Origin of the sequence: Streptococcus himalayensis (assembly GCF_001708305.1) — a bacterium.
In the GTDB taxonomy this organism is placed as follows: domain Bacteria; phylum Bacillota; class Bacilli; order Lactobacillales; family Streptococcaceae; genus Streptococcus; species Streptococcus himalayensis.
This window is the reverse complement of record NZ_CP016953.1, coordinates 1,748,518-1,770,273: the sequence shown is the minus strand read 5'-3', so window position 1 is coordinate 1,770,273 and position 21,756 is coordinate 1,748,518. Positions and strand designations below refer to the sequence as shown.

Below are 21,756 nucleotides of genomic sequence, written 5' to 3'. Positions count from 1 at the left end.
GATGAAAATTACAGTACCAGCAACGAGTGCAAACATTGGCCCTGGTTTTGACTCGGTCGGTGTTGCGGTGAGTAAGTATCTGTCCATCGAAATTTTAGAGGAAACTCCTGCTTGGCAGGTCGATCATGATTTGGGAGATAAGATCCCTCGAAACGAAGAGAATCTTTTGGTAAAGATTGCTCAAGAGGTCGCACCAAACTTGACACCTCATCGTGTGAAGATGGAGAGCGATATTCCCTTAGCACGTGGGTTAGGCTCATCGAGTTCTGTTATTGTTGCAGGGATTGAGCTAGCCAACCAACTGGCACATCTGCAGTTGACAGACCAAGAGAAATTGCAGTTGGCAACAGAGCTGGAAGGGCATCCTGATAATGTAGCACCAGCGATTTTAGGGGATTTAGTCATCGCGAGCTTTCAAAATGGCCAAGTTTCAGCTGTTCGTGCGTCATTTCCAGCTTGTAAATTCCTAGCCTTTGTTCCAGCTTATGAATTGAAAACCAAGGATAGTCGTGGCGTTTTGCCGGAAAATTTATCCTACAAAGAGGCTGTTGCCGCAAGCAGTATCGCGAATGTAGCGATTGCAGCTTTGTTACAAGGCGATTTGGAGACTGCGGGGCAATCCATTCAGTCAGATTTATTTCATGAACGTTTCCGCCAATCCTTGGTACCTGAATTTTCTTCTATCAAGCAGATTGGTCAGAAACATGGAGCTTATGCCACCTACTTATCAGGAGCAGGGCCAACCGTGATGATTTTAGCACCAGCAGACAAAATGCCAATTATTAAGGAAGAATTACTATCCTTGAATTTAAATGGTGAAGTGTTTGAATTGACTGTAGACACAGCAGGCGTTCGTGTTGAATAACGAAAAAAAGCAACTCATTACCTTTCTTGGAGGAGAATTGCTGTAGTTATTGTTCAGTCGTGGACTGTAGAAAATGAACCAACTTCGTGGGTTTTCCATAGAGTGTCTAAGAAATTCTCACTAGTAAAGGGCTTGCTTTTGTAAAGAGTAGAGCTGAAATGGAAAATACAAAAAAGAAACGAGAAAGAAGGAGCAATCCCTCTCTCGTTTTATTTTTATCTATTAAAACTGTTCGGAAACTAGATGAATGAATGGTAATACTCTATAAAAATCAAAATCTGACTAGGCAACGAAATCGTAGCTAGAACTGAAGTTCAGCAAGGTGAGTTAACGACATCAGATTTTGATTTTTGACGAGTATAAACTGAGCAGACTAGAGGAGGGTGTTAGATTGATGTATCGATATAGATGTTATATCCGCTAGGGAACGTATCAAAATAGCAGAATATAGCTATTTTCCTGATAAATATTACCAAAAAAATAGAAAGATTTTATAAAATTGTAGAAAAAATAAGCACTTCTGCTTGATTTTTTAGGGGGGGGGAGTATAATATATTATGTGGCATAATCTGGTTGTGAGATTGGAAAGCGATACACAGTCCATCTATGCTGTTTAAAAAAATACAAAGGGGTGTTTACTTGTGAAAAATAACAAGAAAAACAAATTTGATTGGTACAGCTTGAACCAACGCTTCTCCGTCAGAAAATATCATTTTGGCGCAGCAAGTGTTCTTCTTGGTACCGTTATGACCTTAGGGTTGGCAAATACTGCAGCAGCAGATAATGTTGAAGAATCAACTGTTCCAACTTCTGAAGTTGCTTTGGTTAGTGAAGAAAGAGAGAACTTAGCAACTCCTGCGGTAGAAGCTGCAACGTCTTCATCTGCTGTTGTGGAAGAAAAAGCGGTTGAAACAGCTGCTATTGATCTTTCTGCAGAAAAGGCAGCGGCAAAAGCTGTTGTAGAGAATTTAGCGAATTTAACAGCTTCTCAAAAAGCTCAATTTTTAGCAGATATTTCAAATGCAACTTCTGAGAGCGCTATTCAAGAAATTGTTGCTTTTGCGACCCAAGCAGACGCAAATACAAAGATTGCTTCTGAAACAAAAAATAACGAAAAGGCAGTAGAAGCCAAATCTTCTAAAGAAAAAGTAGCAGAATCAGCTGCAGCATTTGAAGAAGTGACTGCGCCAGTTGTTCTTGAAACTGCAAAAGAAGAATCAACGACTAAAGCAGCACCAGCTGAGGAAAAAACTGTTTCACTTGATGATACAAAACTTAGCGCAGCAACATCAGTTAATGATTTTGCAGCACTTACAGATCAACACAAAGTAGCTTATGTAAAACGTATTCAATCAGCAGTGACTCCTGAAGAGATTGCTGCGATTGTCCGTGAAGCAGCAGAGCGCAATCGTAAACGTGCAGCAGCTTTCCCAACACAAGGAGAGCCAATTCCAACTGGAACAGGCATTCGGAAAGTAAGCTCACAGCTTTACACAGATGCAGTTAAAGAAATCAAGGCTTTGGAAAATCTGACGGATATTGAAAAACGTTATTACACAGCAGAATTGACCAAGCTCACCAAAGGCGTCATCAATCGTGATAATCAAGCCAATGATATTCTTGCAAAAGCAAGAGCACACAATACGCTGGTTGCTAAAAATCGTGGAACTTCTGAAGCAGATGCCATTGAAAATACCGTTGCGCCAAATGAAGATAGTAGTGTAAGCGGAAGTGTCCGCCTTAAATTTGGTGGAGGAATCAATGATCACGGCGATAATTATACTCGTGCACTTCCAGGTGTGAAAGTCTACGCCCAATGGTTTGAAAAAAATGGCTATGCTTCTCCGATTTATACCTCTACTTCTAATGAAGATGGTAGTTTCGGTATTGGAATGGCAGATTTCATCGGTGCTGATGGGAAACTATACCACTTTGATGCCGATGCAGCTCTACCAGAGGGAGAAAAATGGCGTATCTGGTCTATCAATCCAGACAATAATAAATACACCCTTCTTTACTCATTTGGGGATGAGCAAATTGCTCCTGAAGGCATTGTAAAAGATATTACTGCGGGAGCAAATCAAAGTCTTCCAAATGACAATTTGACAGATGCTAAGATTTTGTATGCTTATAAGACCGATGATGTATGGCGTCAAGATGCAAAACCAACAGAAGCGGTTATCACCGAAGGTGGGTATGTCAAAGGTTCTATCTACTGGAACAACAACTCTCCAGCAGGGAACCAGATTACAGTTGACCTAGCGAGTCGTGAGAATAAATTTGACCTTGGTATACCAGGAGTTAAAGTGTATGCTTCTTATCTAAGTGACTACGCTGTTGCCCAATTGAATGATGCAGAAGTATTGAAAAACTTTATCGATGCTGGTTCAGAATGGCAACCATCTGTTAACAAAGATAAGTCTTCTAATATCCGTGGTGCAAAATGGACACAGGCCAATGAAGATAAACTACGTGCCTATATCCTTCAACAAGTAAAAGCTGACCGTGCAAAATGGGTAGCTGAAACAGTTTCCACTACCACAACTGGCGACGGTGATTTTGCCCTTCAATTCAATGGAACATTTGGTTGGAAATGGAATAATCCGGGATTTGATGGATTAATCAATGCAAGAGATACAGTCTTGAGGAATGAAGCCAACGTAACGAATACTATTACTGGTGAAACCAAAAAAGGTACAGAGTGGAATGGTGTCTTGGCACCAAATCCTTCATACGGTTCATGGACTTCAGACGGTGGCGACTCTAAATTAGATTTAAGCAAGGCGTCTAAACACATCAATACTGACTGGGTATTTGTAACGACAGAAGAAAAAGAAGGCATTTCCTTCTACACACCATTCTATGGCGATGTGCCAAAAGGTGGTACTGGTGGTAAATTTGACCTTCAAGGTATCGGAACACGTTGGGATACTGTTATCCAAGATGGAGATGTAATTAATAATGACAGTGTGACCAATGTTTACTTTGCAGCTGTTAATGACAATTTGACATTTGACATCTACAACTACGATTCGTTCAAAAATGTGGCTCATCCAGGAGAGACTGCAAGCACAAAAACAGCTGGATTGGCACCAAACCACGGAGAAACCTATAAGATTATCTGGAAAGATGAGAATGGAAAAGTTGTTCAAGAATCAGATCCATTGCAAGTAAATCCAGACGGAACTCTTCCAGAAAGTTCATTCATGGTTCCTAGCGACCTTAAAAAGACAACGATTTACTTTGCAGAATTATACGCACTAGGAAAAGACGGAGCTCTTCCAAACTATCCTATTCAAAAAGATTCATTTACAGCGGTTTATCGTGAACTTCCTAAGTATGAAGATACCTACTCCGATTTGGGAGTGAAGAAAGCTTCTGCAGCTCCGACATTTGATATTGAGCACACACCAGACGTTGAGAAAAATCCAGCACCAAAAGGAGCAACATTCGATTTCGTATCAGCAGATGGTTCTGATACTGCTCCAGCAGGATTTGCGATTGATTCTAAGACCGGTGTCATCACCTGGAACAATCCGACAGAAGATACAACCGTTGATGTTGAAGTTACATATGCAGATGGAACAACAGCAACAACAACTGCTAAATTCTTTATCAATAAACCGGACAAAGACAAGTATACCCCGGCTTATGAGGATACAGAGGTGAAAGCTGGACAATCAGCTACATCAGCAGTCCCTACCTTTACAAATACAGAAGGTGCACCAGCAACTCCAGCTGCAACGGTAACCTACAAACTTGGAGACACGAGCGGACTTCCAGCAGGCGTGACAGCAACGATTGACGCGTCAACTGGTGCCGTAACTGTGACTACTCCAGAGGGTCTTGCTGCAGGTACGGAAATCACTGTTCCAGTTACTGTGACCTATAACGATCAAACAGAAGACACTGCAACAGTTAAATTCACAGTAACAGAGTCGGACAAAGACAAGTATACCCCGGCTTATGCGGATACAGAAGCAAAAGCTGGCAAAGCCGCTACTACTAAAGCGCCAACCTTTACAGATAAAGAAGGTGCGCCAGCAACTCCGACAGTTACGAAGTATGAATTGGGCGAAGAGCCACCAGTAGGAGCGAGCGTAGATCCAACGACAGGTGTAGTCACTATGCCAATCGGAGACAGTGCTGGTCCTGGTACTGTGTTCACTGTTCCAGTTAAGGTTACTTATGAGGACGGTTCGAGCGAAGAAGTAAAAGCTAAAATTTCAGTTGTTGCTTCTGACAATGACAAATACACCCCAGCTTATGAAGACACAAGCGCAAAAGCTGGTGCAACTGCTACTTCTAAAGCCCCAACCTTTACTGAAAATGGAGGCACTGAAGCTACACCAACCGGTGTGAAATATGAATTGGGCGATAATGCTCCAGCAGATGCTCAAATCGATCCAAACACAGGCGTTGTAACTCTTCCAATCCCAGAGGGCACTGCTCCTGGTACAGCATATACTGTTCCAGTAAAAGTTGTCTACGAAGATGGAAGCAAAGACGATGCAGCAGTCAAAGTGACAGTTGCTGATTCAGATAAAGACAAGTACACCCCATCTTACTCAGACGCTAGCGGTAAGCCAGGTGAAGCAGTGACGACAAAAGCGCCAACCTTCAGTCCAGAATTACCAGCAGATGCTAAAAAACCAACCTACACAATCTCAACTGATCAACCAGCAGGAACAACTCCGCTTCCAGCAGGAACAACAGCGACAGTTGACGGAGATGGTAAAGTTAGCGTAACTGTTCCTTCAGATGCAACTCCAGGAACAGAGTACACGATTCCAGTTGAAGTAACCTATGGCGATGGCTCTAAAGAAGTTGTCCCAGTTAAGGTAACAGTAGCAGAACCAGATAAAGACACTACTAAACCAACGATTGAAGCAATCGGTGACCAAACAGTTGTGGAATTTAACGCAATCACTCCAATCACTGTTAAAGCAACAGATGATTCAGGTAAAGCACCGACAGTAACTGTTGACGGTCTTCCAACAGGTGTTACCTTCGATCCAACAACAGGTGTGATTTCAGGTACTCCAACTGTAGCTGATTGGGGCACAGATGAAGAGAAACCATTCACAGTAACGGTTACAGCGACTGATGAAGCTGGTAACAAGACAACTGAAACGTTTGACATCAAGGTTCAACGCGACACTGATAAAGACGGAATGCCAGATGTGACAGATCCAGATGATGACAACGACGGATTTAGTGACGAAGATGAGAAAACAGCTAAGACAGATCCGAAAGATCCAACCAGCAAGCCAACAGTCACTACAGACGCTGACAAGTACACCCCATCTTACTCAGACGCTAGCGGTAAGCCAGGTGAAGCAGTGACGACAAAAGCGCCAACCTTCAGTCCAGAATTACCAGCAGATGCTAAAAAACCAACCTACACAATCTCAACAGAGCAACCAGCAGGAACAACTCCGCTTCCAGCAGGAACAACAGCGACAGTTGACGGAGATGGTAAGGTTAGCGTAACTGTCCCTTCAGATGCAACTCCAGGAACAGAGTACACGATTCCAGTTGAAGTAACCTATGGTGATGGCTCTAAAGAAGTTGTCCCAGTTAAGGTAACAGTAGCAGAACCAGACAAAGACACTACTAAACCAACGATTGAAGCAATCGGTGACCAAACAGTTGTGGAATTTAACGCAATCACTCCAATCACTGTTAAAGCAACAGACGATTCAGGTAAAGCACCAACAGTAACTGTTGACGGTCTTCCAACAGGTGTTACCTTCGATCCAACAACAGGTGTGATTTCAGGTACTCCAACTGTAGCTGATTGGGGCACAGATGAAGAGAAACCATTCACAGTAACGGTTACAGCGACTGATGAAGCTGGTAACAAGACAACTGAAACGTTTGACATCAAGGTTCAACGCGACACTGATAAAGACGGAATGCCAGATGTGACAGATCCAGATGATGACAACGACGGATTTAGTGACGAAGATGAGAAAACAGCTAAGACAGATCCGAAAGATCCAACCAGCAAGCCAACAGTCACTACAGACGCTGACAAGTACACCCCATCTTACTCAGACGCTAGCGGTAAGCCAGGTGAAGCAGTGACGACAGAAGCACCAAGCTTCTCACCAGAATTACCAGCAGATGCTAAAAAACCAACCTACACAATCTCAACAGAGCAACCAGCAGGAACAACTCCACTTCCAGCAGGAACAACAGCGACAGTTGACGGAGATGGTAAGGTTAGCGTAACTGTTCCTTCAGATGCAGCTCCAGGAACAGAATACACGATTCCAGTTGAAGTGACTTATGGTGATGGTTCGAAAGAAATCGTACCAGTTAAGGTAACAGTAGCAGAACCAGATAAAGACACTACTAAACCAACTATTGAAGCAATCGGTGACCAAACAGTTGTGGAAGGTAAAGCAATCACTCCAATCACTGTTAAAGCAACAGATGATTCAGGTAAAGCACCAACAGTAACTGTTGACGGTCTTCCAACAGGTGTTACCTTCGATCCAACAACAGGTGTGATTTCAGGTACTCCAACTGTAGCTGATTGGGGTACAGATGAAGAGAAACCATTCACAGTAACGGTTACAGCGACTGATGAAGCTGGTAACAAGACAACTGAAACGTTTGACATCAAGGTTCAACGCGACACCGATGGCGACGGAATGCCAGATGTGACAGATCCAGATGATGACAACGATGGATTTAGTGACGAAGATGAGAAAAAAGCTGGTACAGATCCGAAAGATCCAAACAGCAAGCCAACAGTCACTACAGACGCCGATAAGAATGATCCAAAAGCGAAGGAACAAACAGTTGGCTTGAATGAAACACCAAAAGCAGAAGATTCAATTGAAAACTTGAAAGACCTGCCAGCAGGTACTACAGTTTCCTTCAAGGACCCAGTTGATACTTCAACCGAAGGTGAAAAGAACGCAACAGTAGTTGTGACTTACCCAGATGGATCAAGCGAAACAGTTCCAGTTAAGATTGTCGTGAAAGACAAACGTACAGACGCCGATAAGAATGATCCAAAAGCGAAGGAACAAACAGTTGGCTTGAATGAAACACCAAAAGCAGAAGATTCAATTGAAAACTTGAAAGACCTGCCAGCAGGTACTACAGTTTCCTTCAAGGACCCAGTTGATACTTCAACCGAAGGTGAAAAGAACGCAACAGTAGTTGTGACTTACCCAGATGGTTCAAGTGAAGAAGTTCCAGTTAAGATTGTCGTGAAAGACAAACGTACAGATGCTGATAAGAATGATCCAAAAGCGAAGGAACAAACAGTCGGCTTGAATGAAACACCAAAAGCAGAAGATTCAATTGAAAACTTGAAAGACCTGCCAGCGGGCACTACAGTTTCCTTCAAGGACCCAGTTGATACTTCAACCGAAGGTGAAAAGAACGCAACAGTAGTTGTGACTTACCCAGATGGATCAAGTGAAGAAGTTCCAGTTAAGATTGTCGTGAAAGACAAACGTACAGATGCTGATAAGAATGATCCAAAAGCGAAGGAACAAACAGTCGGCTTGAATGAAACACCAAAAGCAGAAGATTCAATTGAAAACTTGAAAGACCTGCCAGCGGGCACTACAGTTTCCTTCAAGGACCCAGTTGATACTTCAACAGAAGGTGAAAAGAACGCAACAGTAGTTGTGACTTACCCAGATGGTTCAAGTGAAGAAGTTCCAGTTAAGATTGTCGTGAAAGACAAACTTACAGATGCCGATAAGAATGATCCAAAAGCGAAGGATCAAACAGTTGGCTTGAATGAAACACCAAAAGCAGAAGATTCAATCGAAAACTTGAAAGACCTGCCAGCAGGTACTACAGTTTCCTTCAAGGACCCAGTTGATACTTCAACCGAAGGTGAAAAGAACGCAACAGTAGTTGTGACATATCCAGATGGATCAAGCGAAACAGTTTCAGTTAAGATTGTCGTGAAAGACAAACTTACAGATGCCGATAAGAATGATCCAAAAGCGAAGGATCAAACAGTTGGCTTGAATGAAACACCAAAAGCAGAAGATTCAATCGAAAACTTGAAAGACCTGCCAGCAGGTACTACAGTTTCCTTCAAGGACCCAGTTGATACTTCAACCGAAGGTGAAAAGAACGCAACAGTAGTTGTGACTTACCCAGATGGATCAAGCGAAACAGTTTCAGTTAAGATTGTCGTGAAAGACAAACGTACAGACGCCGATAAGAATGATCCAAAAGCGAAGGAACAAACAGTCGGCTTGAATGAAACACCAAAAGCAGAAGATTCAATCGAAAACTTGAAAGACCTGCCAGCAGGTACTACAGTTTCCTTCAAGGACCCAGTTGATACTTCAACCGAAGGTGAAAAGAACGCAACAGTAGTTGTGACTTACCCAGATGGTTCAAGTGAAACAGTTTCAGTTAAGATTGTCGTGAAAGACAACTTTGCAGATGAGCCAAAAGTGACTCCTAATGTAGACGGATCTGTGACAATCATCCCAGGAGCAGACAATACGAAGGTAGATGTTAAATTCCCAGGTGAAGACGGCATGGAATATACTGTTACGATTGTGAAAGATTCAAGTACAGGTAAATGGATTCCAGCAACTACACTTCCTGGCGGAGTAATGGTAGATCCAGAAACTGGAACACTGCTTATTCCTAAGGAAGATGTATTAGATGGAGGAACTGTAACAGCAACAGGAACTGATGAATTTGGCAATATGGCAACAGGAACAGCAATTGCTGGACCAAATGGTGTCTACCTAAATCCAAATGGAAAACCAATGCCAAAACCAGCTTCTAAAGGCACAGTTATGGGTTCAGAAGCAACAGCTTCTACCTCAAATAGTGGTTCTCGTGTTGCGAAATCACAAAGCAATGAGTTGCCGAAGACAGGTGAAACATCATCCTTGATGCCTCTTCTAGGAGCTCTTACAGCAAGTCTTGGCTTGTTCGGAGCAGCAAAACGCCGTAAAAAAGAAGACTAATCTTTTATAGGTAAAAATATAGGTAGCGAAAGCTATCTATATTTTTTACTTTCAGATTGGTCGAACTGTTAAATTTTCTGAAAATATGCTATACTAGTAGTAGAGTGGAGGGGAGAGTATGGTTAAGAGAGATTTAATCCGAAATATCATTGTGATTGTTCTAGTCATCCTTGGCTTGGTTGCACTGAGAGCCTTTGTATTTGAGCCTTATCAGGTAGAGACCAAAGATGAGAACCGCGATATTAGCAAGGGAAATATCGTATTAGCCAATAAGGTCGAAAAAATCCGACGCCAAGATTTGGTTCTTTATGAGGTTGATGGAAAGGACTATGTCGGCCGTATCGTTGCGATAGAGGACGATTCGGTGGTATATATGGATGATGTCCTCTATTTAAACCATAAGATTAAAGAAGAAGAATACCTGACCAAAGATAAGGATAGGTATCTAGCCAAGCCAAGTACAGGCGAATATTTCACCCATGATTTTACCATTCAGACCTTAACGCATTCCGATTCAGAAACAGTGCCAGCAGGTCTGTACTTAGTTTTAAATGATGATCGGACCAATATGAAAGATAGCCGTGAGTTTGGTTTGATTGAAAAACAACAGATAAAAGGGGTGATTAGTTTCCGTCTTCTCCCTTTGCAAGAATTTGGATTTATTAAGACAAGATAAGTGATGCTTGTCTTTTTATTCTATCTTCTGTTCGAATATCTTATATTTATTGATTTAAACTGATAGAAATCTTCCCAGGCAGCCGTCAAAAATAGAAGTGGAAAAAAATCGCTCCTTTCAAAAATAAGCCTTGTTTTGTGATTGGTAGACTTAGACACTGATAAAAATTTTTTGGCTTTTCTCCAGCTCTGAATGATGGATTAAACTATTTATTAAGTAAGCTGAAAAGTGAACAGGGCATCACTCAACAACTGTCTGCCTCTATTTTGACCAATTGTTGTAGGAGGAGCTGGACGATCTCGCTATCCTAATACTGGGATTTCTGTTCGTTGATGAATAGGATGAAAGGGGGGATTAGTCTTTTAGGATATTTATACAGAAAAGGAAGGTTTTCTATTGAAAAAATTGGGAATTTTGGTATAATAGAAAAATCATTGATGGGAGGTGTTACATGACCTATATTTTCGAGGTCTTACCCAGTCTATTAGAGGGGGCAGGGATTACCTTGCAGGTTTTTGCCATGGTGCTTGTATTATCGATTCCACTTGGAATTTTGATTGCTTTCTTGATGCAAGTCCATTTCAAACCTCTCCAGTGGCTGATTACGATTTATATTTGGATTATGCGCGGAACTCCTCTGCTATTGCAGTTGATTTTCATTTACTATGTCTTGCCAAGCATTGGGATTCGGTTTGATCGTTTACCGGCAGCGATTATTGCTTTTACGATGAATTACGCCGCTTACTATGCTGAGATTTTCCGCGGTGGCATTTCTTCGATTCCTAAAGGGCAGTATGAAGCTGCTAAGGTGCTGAAATTCACACCTCTGCAAACCATTCGATTCATTGTCTTGCCACAAGTGACGAAAATTGTTTTGCCAAGCGTGTTTAATGAAATCATGACCTTAGTCAAGGATACATCCTTGGTTTATGCTTTGGGAGTATCTGATTTGATTTTAGCCAGTCGAACGGCTGCCAATCGTGATGCAAGTTTAGCACCGATGTTTATCGCGGGTGCTATCTACCTTCTTTTGATTGGATTGGTGACAATCGTCTCCAAGCAAGTGGAAAAGAAATATGCATATTATAAGTAGGTGATGCCATGTTAGAGTTACGAAAAATTAGCAAACGTTTTGGGGACAAGATGGTTATGAAGGATTTCAATCTCGTCATACCTGAAAAAAAGATTTTAGCCATTGTGGGACCATCTGGAGGAGGAAAGACAACGCTTCTGCGGATGCTAGCTGGGCTGGAAACGATTGATAGCGGTGAAATCATTTATAATGGAGAAAGCCTGCCTCTGGATGAGTTAGAAAAAAGAAATCTACTGGGCTTTGTATTTCAGGATTTTCAGCTTTTTCCCCATTTAAATGTTTTGGAAAATCTGATTTTATCGCCTATTCATACCATGAATGTAGCAAGGGAAGAGGCTGAAAAAAAAGCAATCACCTTGCTTGAGCGTTTGGGATTGGGAGCCCATAAAACGGCCTATCCTTACTCACTCTCAGGTGGTCAAAAGCAGCGGGTAGCCCTGGCACGAGCTATGATGATTGATCCAGAGATTATCGGCTATGATGAGCCCACATCAGCTCTAGACCCCGAACTGCGGTTGGAAGTCGAGAAATTGATTGTCCAAAATCGAGAACTGGGAGTTACCCAAATTGTTGTTACCCATGATTTGCAATTCGCAGAAGATATTGCAGATGAAATTTTATATGTAAACCCTAAGGAGGTAGGAAAATGAAAGTTGTTGTTCGTGAAGAATTTTGGGACTTATTCCCAGAAGGTCAAATTGGTCTTGTGATTGCAAAAGGTTTGGATAACCAAATCGTTGAAGAAAAAGATGCCTATTTTGCAGCCTTGTTGCAAGAAGCGGCTAAGAAGGCGGAGAATTTTATCCAAGAAGATCCATTCACACAAAATGAGGTCATCAAGGAATGGCGTGAAGCCTTTACTAAATTTAAAACGAAAAAAGGAGCACGTTCTTCTATTGAAGCCTTGCTAAAACGTGTGAGCCAAGGTCGGACATTTTCGCCAATCAATCCCTTGGTAGATATTTACAATAGTATTTCTCTTTCCTATGGTGTGCCGTTTGGAGGAGAAGATTTAGCTAAGATTGAGGGAGATTTGCAGTTGGGTAAAGCAGAAGGTGGTGAAGCCTTTTATCCATTAGGAGCAGACAGTGATTCCCCTGCTCTTCCTGAAGAAATCTGCTATATGGATGATGCGGGCGCTATTTGTCGTTGCTTGAACTGGCGTGAGGCAGAGCGGACGATGTTAACAGAAGCTACCAAAGATGCGATTTTGGTCAGCGAAAGTATCAATGCCCATCAAGCAGAGCGAATGCAAGCAGGTTTGAAAGATTTGCAAGCTAAGGTAGAAGAGTATTTCGGAGTGGAGACAGAAATCTTCTATCTGACAGCTGAAAATCCTCAGCTAGAGCTAAACTAGCCAAGCCATGAAGGAGAAACAGATGAAATTAAAATCTATTTTCCTATCCGTTGTAACCCTACTTGCAGTTCTATTTTTGGGAGCTTGTAGCCAATCTTCTAATGGAGATGTGAACAAGGATCAATGGACGACCTACGAGTCCAATAAAAAAATCACGATTGGCTTTGACAACACCTTTGTCCCAATGGGATTTGAAGATAAATCTGGGAAGAATGTCGGTTTTGATATTGATTTAGCAACAGCGGTTTTCAAAAAATATGGTATCGAAGTCAATTGGCAGCCGATTAACTGGGATTTGAAAGAAACAGAACTCAAAAATGGGACGATTGACCTGATTTGGAATGGCTATTCTAAGACAAAAGAACGAGAAGAAAAAGTCTTGTTCACAAATCCTTATATGGAAAATGAGCAAGTCTTGGTCACAAAGAAATCTTCTAAGATTTCTGAAGTCGCTGATATGAAAGATAAAATTCTCGGAGCTCAGGCAGGGTCATCGGGTTACCAAGTTTTCGAAGAAAAGCCAGATGTCTTGAAAAACTTGGTGAAGGATCAAGCGGCTACACAGTATGAAAGTTTCAATGAAGCCTTGATTGACTTGCAAAATAGTCGCATCGATGGGCTCTTGATTGATCGTGTTTATGCCAATTACTACTTGAAAGAACAAGGGATTTTAGCAGATTATACGATTATTCCAGTTGCGTATGATGGAGAAAACTTTGCAGTTGGAGCTCGTCAGTCGGATAAAACTTTAGTAGAAAATATCAACAAGGCTTTTAAAGACTTGTATAAAGAAGGCACTTTCCAAGAAATTTCTAAAAAATGGTTTGGAGATGATGTCGCCACAGCTGATGTGAAGAAATAAAAAAAGGCTCTTTGTCAACTGTAGTGGGTAGATGTCAGCTAACATCTAGAGAGGACCAACTTGGTCTTCTCTTTTTTGATGTTTAAGGCAATCAAAATCCGCTTTTTGAAGTTTTCAAAGTTCCTGAAACCAAAGGCATTTCGTTTAATGACTTTGATAAGATTATTGGTAGCTTCCAATTTAGCGTTGGAATAAGGCAATTCCAAGGCGTTTAAAACCTTGTCCTTATCCTTTAGAAACGTCTTAAATACCGTCTGGAAAATAGGGTTAACAGTGGCTATTTCTTGTTCAATTAGGTCAAAGAAATGATCTGAGTTCTTCTCTTGGAAATGGAATAAAAGAAGTTGATAGAGTTCATAATGTTGTCGTAACTCATCTGAGTAGGATAGGAGCTTGTCTAAGATTTCCTTATTGGTCAAATGCATGCGAAATGTAGGGCGATAAAATCGTTTATCACTGAGTTTACGGCTATCTTGTTGTACCAGTTTCCAGTAGCGTTTTAAGACACGGTATTCCTGGGATTTTCTATCGAATTGATTCATGATTTGTATGCGGACACGGTTCATAGCACGGCTGAGATGTTGCACAACGTGGAAACGATCAAGCACGATTTTAGCATGAGGAAAAAGTTGTTTGGCTAGTTGATAGTAAGGGCTAAACATGTCCATAGTGATGAATTTAACGCGGTTTCTGACCTGTCTAGGGTATCTCAGAAAGTGATTTCGGATGGTTGCTTGCGTTCTTCCATCAAGGATAGCGATGATGTTATTTGTGTCAAAATCTTGAGCGATAAAGCTCATTTTCCCTTTCTTGAAGGCATACTCATCCCAGGACATGACTTCTGGAAGCTTAGCCCAATCCGTTTCAAACTTAAACTCATTGAGTTTTCGAATAACTGTAGATGTTGAAATGGAGAGTCTGTGTGCGATATGTGTCATTGCTTGCTTTTCGATGAGTAATTGTGCGATTTTCTGGTTGACAGCGACAGAGATTTGATGGTTCTTCTTAACAATAGGAGTTTCAGCGACCGCTATTTTCCCACAGTCTTTGCACTTGAAACGACGCTTTCGAAGGCGGATAAGTAGCGGGTAGCCAGCAGTTTCTAAGTAGGGGATTTTAGAGGCTTTCTGGAAGTCGTACTTAGCCATTTGTCCCTTGCAGGAAGAGCATTTAGGGGCTGTGTAATCCAAGTGACCGTGGAGTTCTAAGTGAGTTCCCATGTCGCATTCATTAGTGATCGTGATATTTTTGTCTTTCATTTTGAGAAAATTTGTGATAAGATTTAGTTGTTCCATATGAGTCTTTCTAAATGATGGTTTTATCGCTTTTCATTATAGGTCATATGGGACTTTTTTTCTACACTGAAAAAGGCTCCATAATCTCTACAGTGGATTTACCCACTACAGATATTATAGAGCCTAAAAAAATGGGCCTAAGGGTCCATTTTTTGTCTCCAAACTAGGAAACATACTCGTTAATACTCAATGACAATCAAAGTTAGCGATTTTGTGACTTTCTTAGGTATTTTCTACCTCTTTTTTATCACTGTCCCTTTCATTTACTGAAAAAGGAACCTATTTGACTTACTTAGTCTACTTCATTTTATAGCAAAATAAATACTTATAAACGGGATGACTATGTTTGAAATTTAACAAGTATAAGATTTCCAAAAGTTTAGTGGCTAGAAGATTATTCCAGAATGATGATTTTATAGAAAATATGGAACAATACAAGTTTTATTGAAAATGTTTTCAATAAAGGGTTGACATTTTTTTCATTTTTTAGTAAACTTATCTTATCATAACATAGGAAAACGATTTCCAACACGACGATGTGTTTATTCTAATAGAGAGCAACGGTGCTACAAGAAATATCTCAATATTTTTTGTAGCACCGTTTTATGTTGAAAAGGAGAGACTCATGAAGGAATTTATGTTAGCAGGTGTCTCAAGTGGTGTTGGTAAAACAACGGTTACACTTGGGATTTTAAAAGGATTGGCCAATATGGGTTATCAGGTTCAGCCTTATAAGGTTGGGCCAGATTATATTGATACCGCTTATCATAGTCGTATCACCAAGCGACCTTCTAGAAATTTAGATAGTTTTATGATTCCAGATAAAGACTCTTTAGCCTGGTCCTATTACAAATGGCATCAGGATGCGGATGTGGCCGTGGTGGAAGGAGTAATGGGACTTTTTGACGGTTTAGGAACGGATAAGGATTGTGCTTCATCGGCAGATATTGCTAAAAAACTGAATATTCCTGTCATTTTAATCATTGATGGAAAGGCTACCTCGACTTCAGCTGCCGCTATGGTTCACGGATTTTCTACCTTTGATCCAGATTTAACGATTGCAGGGGTCATTGTCAATCGAGTGGCTTCTAAAAATCATTACGAATTGATTAAGGGAGCGATTGAACGCTATACAGATATAGAAGTATTGGGCTACTTTCCTAAAAATACGGAAGTTGAACTTCCTTCTCGTCATCTGGGTTTGATTCCTGATGTAGAGATGGAAAACTTGGAAAAAACATTTGCTATTCTGGGGAGATTGGCTCAAGATTCTATCAACCTTGAACGTTTATTAGAAAAAGTTGAGAAGAAAGAACAAACAGTTGGAACTCCTTTTCAAGTAAAGAGCTATGCACCTTTGCGGTTAGGCTATGCCATGGATGACGCTTTTCATTTTTACTATGAGGATAATCTTGATTTCTTGACGGATTTAGGGGTGACTTTGATTCCTTTTAGTCCATTGAAGGATGAAAGTTTGCCTGATGCCGATGCCTATTATTTTGGGGGAGGTTTTCCAGAAATCTATGCCAAAGACTTGATGACAAATGTCTCCTTTAGAGCCTCAGTGCTAAGTGCACATGAGGAAGGGCGCCCGATTTATGCCGAATGTGGAGGGCTTATGTATCTAGGTGCTTCCTTGGAAATCGAGGAAGAAAATTACGATATGGTAGGGATTTTTGATGGAAAAAGTGTCATGACCCCCCGTTTGAAACGGTTTGGGTATTGTGAAGCAACGACAAGGGTAGATAGCCTTTTTGGCCCAAAAGGGACAAAGATTCGCGGTCATGAATTTCATCACTCTGTTTTTGAGACGCAGGAAGAAACCGTACTCAATATGGAAAAATCCCGAGATGGAGAAGTGGTTGCTGAGTGGACTGGAGGCTACCAAAAAGGAAAAACATTTGCGAGCTACCTTCATGTCCATTTTTATCAAAAGGAGGCTCTCCTTCACCATTGGTTAGAATATATTCGTGAGGCAATGTATGGTAACAGTCATTAGTCTTATCGTCGCTGTTTTACTAGATTGGCTGATTGGAGATCCTTATTCGTGGCCTCATCCTGTCAAATGGATGGGCAATTATATCAGCTTTTGCCTGCGATTATTTCAAAAACGGCCGATCCAACCCTATCTATTTGGGGGGATATTATGGTTGAGTACTGTAGGCTTATCAGTAGTTCTGACCTACCTCCTTCTATGGGGTGCCAAAAGTCTTCATCCACTAGTCTATTGGTCACTCTATATCTATTTTGCTTACGCTTGTCTTGCAACGAGAAGTTTAGCGGTTGAAGCAATCAAGGTCTATCGTACGGTAAAAACTGGAACCATTGAGGAAGCTAGGTATCAAGTCGGTATGATTGTTGGGCGAGATACATCTCAGCTTTCGCGGGAAGAAATCACAAAGGCTACGATTGAAACGGTTGCAGAAAATACTAGTGACGGGGTCATTGGTCCCTTGCTGTGTCTCTTTATTGGAGGTCCTGTATTGGCCATGGGCTACAAGGCTATCAACACACTAGATTCCATGGTCGGGTATAAGACAGAAAAGTATCGGGCTATTGGCTATGTCTCTGCAAAGATAGACGATTTAGCAAATCTGATTCCGGCTAGAATGACCTGGTTAGCCCTCCTGCTTGCCAGCCACATTTTGCAATTAAAATCAAAAAATGCCTTCCGAATTGGGGTTCGAGACCGCTACCAACATGCGAGTCCGAACAGTGCTTTTTCAGAGGCGGTAGTTGCTGGAGCTTTAGGTATTCAGCTGGGGGGAACCCATGTTTACCACGGAGAGATTATTGAAAAACCGACCATTGGGGATGCTGACAGGCAGGTCGAGTCAGACGATATTTTAACCACTGTCTCCATGCTGTATATGAGTACAACGATTGTACTACTTTTTAGCATTCTCATTTTCATTGGTCTAACAATTTTATAGGAGTTTTATTTATGTCATATATTCAAAATCCATCTTCTATTGAGGAGACGAGTTTTAAAATTATTCAATCTGTCATTGATGAGGAACATCCAGATTACCGTTTTCAAACGGCGATGGAAGAGTCGATCATCAAACGTGCCATTCATACCACGGGGGACTTTGATTATCTCTACAATATGCGTTTTACTCACGGAGTGAACGATAAAATCATCGATGTCTTAAAAAATAAAGGGACTATCTTAGTCGATTCTTCGATTTCTTTGAATGGGATTAACAAGCGAGTGCTTGACCAGATGGGGGTTCGTTATGACTGTTTGATTAATCATGAAGAAGTTGTTCAATTAGCTCGTGAAAAGCAAATCACACGCGCGATGGCAGCGGTAGAGTATGCTGCTAAAATCGAAGGCCCTAAAATATTTGCCTTTGGTGGTGCTCCAACAGCCGTTTCTTATCTTTTAGAGTTGGTAGATCAGGGTCTTATGGAGGCAGATGCAGTCATCGGTGTCCCTGTTGGTTTTATCAATGTTGAAGAGTGTAAAGAAGCTTTGTTAGAATCCAACTTGCCAGCTATTGCGACGGTTGGTCGAAAAGGGGGGAGCACAATCGTTGTAGCGATTATCAATGCCATTATTTATCAAATGAAAGAAGTGATTACGGATGATTACGTCCGCTATTCGACACCAACGACTAAGAAAGAAGGAGAAAAGTGATGTCTTATCTCAAGCAAGCTCATAAAATTGAAGAAGCAAGTTTTCGAAAAATTCAAGAAATAATTGATCAAGAACATCCCGAGATTATCTTCACCGATCCTTTTGAAGAAGCGGTCTTGAAACGTGTGGTTTTTGCTAGTGCAGACTTTGATTATCTTTACAATATTAAATTTTCAAACGATGTTATTCAAAAAATTATTCATGTCTTGACCAATAAAGGAACGATTTTCACGGATACGACCATGGTTCTTGGTGGTTTTAATAAGAAATTACTAGAAAAACGTGGTGTTGCCTATCGCTGTTTAGTCAATGAACCAGAAGTATTCAAAGAAGCGAAAGAAAAGGGGATTACCCGTTCTATGGCGGCGGTTGAGTACGCAGCCAAGGTAGAAGGACCGAAATTATTTGTTTTTGGCAATGCACCAACTTCTATCTTTAAAGTGTTGGATATGGTGGAAGCAGGTGAGTTAGAGTCAGATGCGGTAGTTGGCGTGCCAGTTGGCTTTGTTGGAGCGGCTGAATCAAAATTACAGCTTCATGAAAGTTCCTTGCCATCTATTGCAGCTTTAGGACGAAAAGGGGGTAGCACAATTGCTGCAGCGATTGTGAATGCGATTTTATACCAACTAGGTGATGAAACCGAAGACTACCGTCGTTGCACTGCTTTTGGCAACAAATAATCCTAGAAAGGGACTAGGTCTATGGATGAATACGTCTATGTAGATGGAAAAAAATTAAAGCGAGGCTACACGACCGGAACTTGTGCCACAGCAGCTACGGTTGCTGCATTGAGTATGATTTTAAATCAAGAAATCGAAGAAAAAATCACAGTTCATACAGCAAATGGCGTGGAAGTGACCATGAATATTCACGATCCATCTTTTGGAGAACAGACTGCCTCGGCAGCTGTTGAAAAAGATGGGGGTGATGATGCAGATGCGACCCATGGTTTATTGATTTACTCAACTGTTACCTTATTGCCGGATCAAACAGAAATTGAAATCGATGGTGGAGTTGGCGTCGGACGTGTGACGGAAAAAGGCTTGGCTAATCCTGTTGGGATGGCAGCCATCAACCCAACTCCGCGTCGGATGATTGAAAAATATGTACGGGATATGCTAGGTCCTGATTGCGGGGCTAGAGTGATTATTTCTGTTCCTGAAGGGGAAGAACGTGCTAAATTGACCTATAATTCTCGCTTGGGTATTTTAGGAGGTATTTCTATTTTAGGAACGACAGGCATCGTCAATCCTATGTCAGAGGACAGTTGGAAGGCCGCTATCACGGTAGAGTTAACCCAGCTCTACAATAAAGGGTATCGCTCAGTTGTCCTTGCTCCGGGAAATTATGGTGAGGATTTTACGACGAATGTTTTAGGCATTGACAAATCACGCATTGTGAATATGAGTAATTTCGTTGGGCATGTGCTCAAAGAAGTGCAGCGGATTGGCTTTACTAAGGTTTTAATGGTAGGACACATGGGGAAATTAGTTAAGGTAGCTTCTGGTATTTTTTCTACCCATAGCAAGGATGCCGATGCCAGAATGGAAACCCTGATTGCAAATCTTGCCCTTATGGGAGCTCCGATGGAATTGCTCCAGAAGGTTAACGGTTGTTTGACAACAGAATCAGCAGGCGAGGCGATTAAAGAATATGGCTATCAAGCAGTGTACCAAATTTTAGCCGATAAAATCAAAATGCGAAGTGAACGGCTTCTGAAGTATCGCAAGCCAGAAGTCGTGATTGATGTTGTTTTATTTGGTTCTGAGGAAGGGTATCTAGCTTCCACCAGACCGATTGAAGAGATAAAGGAGGAATGGACGTGATAACAGTTGTTGGAATTGGTCCGGGAGATCCTAAATTTGGATTATTGAGCCATGAAGCCTTATTTGAAAAGGCAGATCTTATCTTGGGGACAGAACGCCATTTGGAAATTCTTCCTCCTCAGTATGCTCACAAAGGCTTGATCCCATCTAAGAAATTAGGAGAAATGCGGGAGTTAATTCTCTCTTATCCTGAAGATACAGAGATTGTTTATCTCGTGTCTGGAGACCCCTTGGTTTATGGGCTCGGAAAATGGATGTCAGAGAAATTTCCTGGCCGAGTTGAGATTTTTTCAGGTATTAGTGCCATGCAATACTTGGCCAGTCGTGTGTTTCTTCCGATGAACGATGCTTATTTGACGAGCAGCCATGCCAAGGTGCCGAACTTTGATTTGATTATGGACTTAGAAAAAGTATTTATGGTGACAGATGCAAAAGTTGGTCCGTATCAGATTGCTCAGGAAGCTGTTCAGAGGGGCTTGAAAAAAACGATTATTATCGGCGAAAATTTAAGTTACGAAGATGAAAAAATCACGATTCTTCCTGCTGAAGAGGTAGAAGATCGTGACTATCAGATGAATGTTGTGGTGGTAATGGATGAGAGATAGTGAATTTATTCGGACCAAGGTTCCGATGACCAAAGAAGAAATTCGAGCTATTAGTCTCGATAAACTGCAATTACATCGTGCCAAGCGGATGTTGGATGTTGGTTCAGGGACAGGGAGTGTGACGATTCAAGCGGCGCATACCTATCCTGATTTGGAAGTGGTTGCGGTGGAGCGAAATCCTGACGCGATTGCACTAACACGTCAAAATATTGAGCATTTTCAATGCCAAAATGTCACGCTTCACGAAGGACTGGCTCCAATCAAGCTTGAAGGTGTCTTTGATGCCATTTTTGTCGGTGGGACAGGTGGCAATATGCAAGAAATCTTTGATTGGTGCGATGAGCTACTAGAGCCTGGTGGGCGTTTGGTACTGAATTTCATTTTGTTAGAAAATGCCTTGGAGGCTGCCCAGATTGCAGAGGAGATGAATTGGGAAGAAGTGGAAGTGGTATCTGTTCAGGCTAGCCGATTCACGGCACTTGGAAAAGGGCACTACTTTAAACCACAAAATCCAACAATTATCGTGTCGTGCCAAAAAGCTATAAAAGAATAAGGAGAAAAT

General features: G+C 41.5%; 14 protein-coding genes and 1 pseudogene. 14 read left to right on the top strand and 1 reads right to left on the bottom strand.

What is annotated here, in order from left to right:
* Window position 1 precedes the first annotated feature (1 nt).
* From thrB to BFM96_RS08245, 7 genes are all read left to right on the top strand, one after another.
* Window positions 2-865 (top strand): homoserine kinase, encoded by an 864-nt coding sequence (gene thrB, locus BFM96_RS08275; RefSeq protein ID WP_068992881.1) that lies wholly within the window; start codon window positions 2-4, stop codon window positions 863-865.
* Between the two features lie 641 nt (window positions 866-1,506).
* Window positions 1,507-9,837, top strand: coding sequence for a Rib/alpha-like domain-containing protein (locus BFM96_RS08270; RefSeq protein ID WP_068992877.1), 8,331 nt, complete (start codon window positions 1,507-1,509; stop codon window positions 9,835-9,837).
* A 118-nt stretch (window positions 9,838-9,955) separates the two neighbouring features.
* Window positions 9,956-10,513 (top strand): signal peptidase I, encoded by a 558-nt coding sequence (gene lepB / locus BFM96_RS08265; protein ID WP_068992874.1) that lies wholly within the window; start codon window positions 9,956-9,958, stop codon window positions 10,511-10,513.
* Window positions 10,514-10,964: 451 nt separating this feature from the next.
* Window positions 10,965-11,606, top strand: coding sequence for an amino acid ABC transporter permease (locus tag BFM96_RS08260; RefSeq protein ID WP_068992871.1), 642 nt, complete (start codon window positions 10,965-10,967; stop codon window positions 11,604-11,606).
* Window positions 11,607-11,614: 8 nt separating this feature from the next.
* Window positions 11,615-12,256: an amino acid ABC transporter ATP-binding protein gene (locus BFM96_RS08255; protein WP_068992868.1), complete on the top strand. Its 642-nt coding sequence runs from the start codon at window positions 11,615-11,617 to the stop codon at window positions 12,254-12,256.
* The gene (locus tag BFM96_RS08250; RefSeq protein WP_068992865.1) at window positions 12,253-12,963 is read left to right on the top strand and encodes a B3/B4 domain-containing protein; all 711 of its coding nucleotides are present in this window, start codon (window positions 12,253-12,255) and stop codon (window positions 12,961-12,963) included. Before BFM96_RS08255 ends, BFM96_RS08250 begins: the two co-directional genes overlap by 4 nt.
* 22 nt (window positions 12,964-12,985) lie before the next feature.
* Window positions 12,986-13,825 (top strand): amino acid ABC transporter substrate-binding protein, encoded by an 840-nt coding sequence (locus tag BFM96_RS08245; RefSeq protein ID WP_068992862.1) that lies wholly within the window; start codon window positions 12,986-12,988, stop codon window positions 13,823-13,825.
* A gap of 38 nt (window positions 13,826-13,863) precedes the next feature.
* Here the strand turns inward: BFM96_RS08245 and BFM96_RS08240 are convergent, their stop codons facing one another.
* Window positions 13,864-15,120 (bottom strand): ISL3 family transposase, encoded by a 1,257-nt coding sequence (locus tag BFM96_RS08240; protein WP_068989088.1) that lies wholly within the window; start codon window positions 15,118-15,120, stop codon window positions 13,864-13,866.
* Window positions 15,121-15,745: 625 nt separating this feature from the next.
* On the opposite strand from BFM96_RS08240, the gene BFM96_RS08235 reads away from it, so the two are divergent.
* The 7 genes and pseudogenes from BFM96_RS08235 to BFM96_RS08205 all read left to right on the top strand — a co-directional run bounded on the left by BFM96_RS08235 (window position 15,746) and on the right by BFM96_RS08205 (window position 21,747).
* Window positions 15,746-17,119, top strand: coding sequence for a cobyrinate a,c-diamide synthase (locus tag BFM96_RS08235; RefSeq protein ID WP_068992860.1), 1,374 nt, complete (start codon window positions 15,746-15,748; stop codon window positions 17,117-17,119).
* Window positions 17,103-18,053, top strand: coding sequence for an adenosylcobinamide-phosphate synthase CbiB (gene cbiB / locus BFM96_RS08230; protein ID WP_068992858.1), 951 nt, complete (start codon window positions 17,103-17,105; stop codon window positions 18,051-18,053). The genes BFM96_RS08235 and cbiB overlap by 17 nt, the downstream gene beginning before the upstream one ends.
* 11 nt (window positions 18,054-18,064) lie before the next feature.
* Window positions 18,065-18,763 carry a cobalt-precorrin-8 methylmutase gene (locus BFM96_RS08225; RefSeq protein WP_068992855.1) on the top strand — a complete coding sequence of 233 codons (699 nt, stop codon included), beginning with the start codon at window positions 18,065-18,067 and terminating at the stop codon, window positions 18,761-18,763.
* A pseudogene (locus BFM96_RS08220) lies at window positions 18,763-19,486 on the top strand (cobalt-precorrin-8 methylmutase). The gene BFM96_RS08225 and the pseudogene BFM96_RS08220 overlap by 1 nt, the downstream one beginning before the upstream one ends.
* The gene (gene cbiD, locus BFM96_RS08215) at window positions 19,465-20,589 is read left to right on the top strand and encodes a cobalt-precorrin-5B (C(1))-methyltransferase CbiD (RefSeq protein WP_068992849.1); all 1,125 of its coding nucleotides are present in this window, start codon (window positions 19,465-19,467) and stop codon (window positions 20,587-20,589) included. Before BFM96_RS08220 ends, cbiD begins: the two are co-directional and overlap by 22 nt.
* Window positions 20,580-21,194: a cobalt-precorrin-7 (C(5))-methyltransferase gene (locus tag BFM96_RS08210; RefSeq protein ID WP_068992847.1), complete on the top strand. Its 615-nt coding sequence runs from the start codon at window positions 20,580-20,582 to the stop codon at window positions 21,192-21,194. The genes cbiD and BFM96_RS08210 overlap by 10 nt, the downstream gene beginning before the upstream one ends.
* On the top strand, window positions 21,184-21,747 hold the full coding sequence (locus tag BFM96_RS08205) for a decarboxylating cobalt-precorrin-6B (C(15))-methyltransferase (RefSeq protein ID WP_068992844.1): 564 nt from the start codon (window positions 21,184-21,186) through the stop codon (window positions 21,745-21,747). Before BFM96_RS08210 ends, BFM96_RS08205 begins: the two co-directional genes overlap by 11 nt.
* Window positions 21,748-21,756: the final 9 nt, after the last annotated feature.